The following is a 3,083-nucleotide window of genomic DNA, read 5'->3' as shown; positions in this document are numbered from 1 at the left end:
GCACCGGATAGGCACATGTAGAAGCGGTGCGGGGCGTCGGGGTCGTGGATGTGGTTGTACGCCTCGCGGGCTGCCTTCTTGGTGGGGTAGGCGGCCTTGTGGCAGTGCGTGCATTGTGGCGCCGCAGTGACGATGTTCCGCAGGGACGGCGCCCGCTGGCTCCGGCGGCTCATGGGGTGCCCAGGAGGTCGAAGATGGACGTCTGCACTGGCTCGGCGGGTTTAGTGGGGAGTCCGTCTGGTCCGAGTCCGATGGATGCCCAGACGTCGCGGAGTTTCGGCCACTCACCTGTTGCACGCCAGTTCCGGAACACGGCGGTGTGGTCGCCGCTGATGGGTAGCCCGATGTCGCGTCGGTGGTCAGTTTCTTCGGGTGTGGCGGGGGAGTGGTCGAATGCGCCGGCTGCCCCGTGGAGGTAGTAGTCCTCCATGTCGGCGACAGTGTCCGTGGATTCGGGCGGGATCGCGTAGCCGGAGAAGGTGGCGTAGAAGGATTCGTGCTCGAACTCGAGGTCGATGCGCCCGGTGGTGACGGAGGTCTTCCCGACGTACTGGATCCCGAACTCGACCTGGTCCGGTGGGCGGACGTAGTAGCGGGTCATTCGAGTGCCCCGGCTTCCCTGAGTGCCCGGCAGATGGCTGCGGCGTCGGACCCGTAGGAGCCTGCGAAGTGGGGTGCTTGTTCACGGTCGAGGCGGCGTTGTGTGGACTCGATGATGTGGATGACGTCTTGGTCGTTCATGCTGCTTCTCCGAGTCGGTTTCGGCGGGCTGCGATGTAGTCGTTGAGTGCCCAGGTGGAGTGGAGGATGCGGGTGGGGTCGGAGGCTTCGGCGAAGGTTTGGATGCGGCATCGCTTGCATTCGCCGTGGGCGCCGTAGAGGACGGTGCCGGGATGGTCTTTGAGGGGAGTGCCTCTGGGGCGTGTGGGCTGGTGGCATGTGGCGCAGTTGAAGCCGGGAGGCGGTGCGATAAGTGGGCGACTCACTGGGCGGCTCGCTCGGCTCGTTTGCGGGCGTCGTATTCGCGTTGCTTCTTCGCTCGGTACTCGTTGTAGGCGGCCTTGCACGGGTAGCACATCTCACCGCGTCTGGAATGGTTCTCCCACCCACGACGGGTGCCACACTGGACCGGACCTAGAACCTTGCCGGTGTGCTTACGGCCACGCTTGTTGTCTGCTGCGGCGTGTGCGATCTTGCATGCGTCGCACTGTTCCTCGTTGTGGTAGCGGTGGCGCGCATACCCGGCGGTGGTTCCGCATCGGGAGAGGAGTTTCCCGTGCTTGTTCTTCCGCCGGTCAGTGGGGAGGACGATGGTCGGCGGGTTTTTCTTGGCGCCTTTGTACACATATCCGGGCATCAGGCGGCGCTCCTTGCGGTGTACCAGCCGTCTGCTTCGGCAGCTGCTGCTGCGAGCCTGGTGCGTCCGGCGCCGGTGGGCGCGGCGTGAATGCGGGCTTGTTCCTTGCGGAGGATTGCGTGTCCGGCGGGCGTGTTCCACGGGTAGGTTTCCCAGATGGTGCGCTTGCGCTTGACCGGGGTGGGTGGTGTCGGGTGGGTGAGAGCCTGCCCGGCAGGGGTGGTGTCGAGGGCGTCGGCGAGAGCGGCCTCAAGGTAGGCGATGCGGTGACGCAGCTGCAGGATCGTGGCCTTGTCCGTGCCAGCGACCGCGGTGGCGCCATACGAGTACGTGGACATTCGGTGGTTCCTTCCAAGTTGTGAGGTGGGGTGAGTGGGTGCTGGCGGGATCGAACCGCCACACAAGGGGCGTCCCCGGTGGTCACCAGACGCGCCCGGTCTAACCGGACCTGTTAGAGCCCGTCAGAACCGGTTAGACCAGAAGGGGTCAGAAGGGTGGGGAGTCCTGGGCTGCCTGGCCCCACCCGGCGGGTGCGGCCTGCGGGGTGTTCCACGGGTCGGGCTGCTGCGGTGCCTGCTGGCCCCACGCGTCTGCGGGGGCCGCAGGCTGGGAGGGCTGCTGCGGCTGGCCGCCGAAGCCGGAGTTGCCCTGCTGCGCGGCCTTGCGGACCTGGGCTTCCTGGAATCGGAGCGCGGGGCCGATGTCCGTGAGCTCCAACTCCGTCACGGTGCGGTTCTCGCCTTCCTTCGTCTGGAACGTGCGGGACGTGACCGCGCCGGATGCGATCACCTGCATGCCCTTGGTGAGGGAAGAGGCCACGTGCTCGGCGTAGTCGTTCCAGATGGAAGACCGCCAGTAGGTGGCCTGATCGTCCACCCACTCATTGGTCTGCCGGTCCAGGTGCTTGCTGTTCACGGCGATGTTGAGGTTGGCCACAGCCTTCCCGTTCGGCGTGAATCGGAGCTCCGGGTCGGCAGTCAGGTTGCCGACGACAGTGATGTGAGACTTCGCCATGATCAGGCCGCCTTCGATGCTGCGGTGCCGGCGGCGGCGATGGAGGCGAGGACGTCCGCGTCTGCGCCGTGCTTGGCGGCCTCGCTGTAGAGGGATCGCAGCGCGGTCGCGTCTTCGATGATGGGTTCCATCTCGGCGTACCAGTCGCGCTCCTGGACCTCACCGGTGGCCGTGTCCACCTGCTCGGCGGCGGCGACCTGCGCGGCCAGCGCCGGGGACGGCTGCGTCTTCGGCGGGGCCGGACGCTCACCCATGTCCTCGAGCTCGATCTCCTCGCGGGACCATGCGGCGACGCCGGTGAGGACGTCGGGCGCGACGGTGCGGCACGCTTCGGCCTGCGCTTTCGCGGTGAGCATCGCGATGGGGTCCGTCTGGTACTTCTTGTTTGAGTCATAGCCCGCTTGCTTGGCGCGGGCCATCGTCCACGTGAACTCCTGCCACTCGTCGTCACCCTTGCGGCGTGCAGCGACCGTGACTGACTCGTTGGTGGCGGCGGTGCGGCGGACCTCATGGCCGGCACCCAGCACCAGGGAGACCATGGTCCTTGTCAAGTCCCGGGTTTGGTTGAGGGGCAGCGTGTGTTGGGTTTCAGGCCGCGGTAGCGACCTGTTCTGGGTCGGTGAGCCGGGCCCAGTATTCGGTCTCGACTTCGGCGGGGGTGCGGTAGCCGAGCATGGAGTGGAGGCGTTCGTGGTTGAACCATCCGACCCAG

General features: G+C 66.6%; 6 protein-coding genes. All 6 read right to left on the bottom strand.

Annotated elements, in window-relative coordinates; all coding sequences use genetic code 11:
* Nucleotides 1-169 precede the first annotated feature (169 nt).
* Nucleotides 170-601: a hypothetical protein gene (locus Q0A15_RS09040; protein WP_291279199.1), complete on the bottom strand. Its 432-nt coding sequence runs from the start codon at nucleotides 599-601 to the stop codon at nucleotides 170-172.
* The gene (locus Q0A15_RS09035; protein ID WP_291279198.1) at nucleotides 598-741 is read right to left on the bottom strand and encodes a hypothetical protein; all 144 of its coding nucleotides are present in this window, start codon (nucleotides 739-741) and stop codon (nucleotides 598-600) included. The genes Q0A15_RS09040 and Q0A15_RS09035 overlap by 4 nt, the downstream gene beginning before the upstream one ends.
* A 241-nt stretch (nucleotides 742-982) precedes the next feature.
* Nucleotides 983-1,357 carry a hypothetical protein gene (locus tag Q0A15_RS09030; RefSeq protein WP_291279197.1) on the bottom strand — a complete coding sequence of 125 codons (375 nt, stop codon included), beginning with the start codon at nucleotides 1,355-1,357 and terminating at the stop codon, nucleotides 983-985.
* Nucleotides 1,357-1,695, bottom strand: a complete 339-nt coding sequence (locus Q0A15_RS09025) for a hypothetical protein (protein ID WP_291279196.1) — start codon at nucleotides 1,693-1,695, stop codon at nucleotides 1,357-1,359. The genes Q0A15_RS09030 and Q0A15_RS09025 overlap by 1 nt, the downstream gene beginning before the upstream one ends.
* A gap of 148 nt (nucleotides 1,696-1,843) precedes the next feature.
* The gene (gene ssb, locus Q0A15_RS09020) at nucleotides 1,844-2,371 is read right to left on the bottom strand and encodes a single-stranded DNA-binding protein (protein ID WP_367273376.1); all 528 of its coding nucleotides are present in this window, start codon (nucleotides 2,369-2,371) and stop codon (nucleotides 1,844-1,846) included.
* Nucleotides 2,372-2,373: 2 nt separating this feature from the next.
* Nucleotides 2,374-2,910, bottom strand: coding sequence for a hypothetical protein (locus Q0A15_RS09015; RefSeq protein ID WP_291279195.1), 537 nt, complete (start codon nucleotides 2,908-2,910; stop codon nucleotides 2,374-2,376).
* Between the last annotated feature and the right edge of the window lie 173 nt (nucleotides 2,911-3,083).

This window comes from Galactobacter sp. (assembly GCF_022712295.1).
Classification (GTDB): Bacteria; Actinomycetota; Actinomycetes; order Actinomycetales; family Micrococcaceae; genus Galactobacter.
The sequence above is the reverse complement of the archived record's forward strand: the minus strand, read 5'-3'. Positions and strand labels throughout refer to the sequence as shown.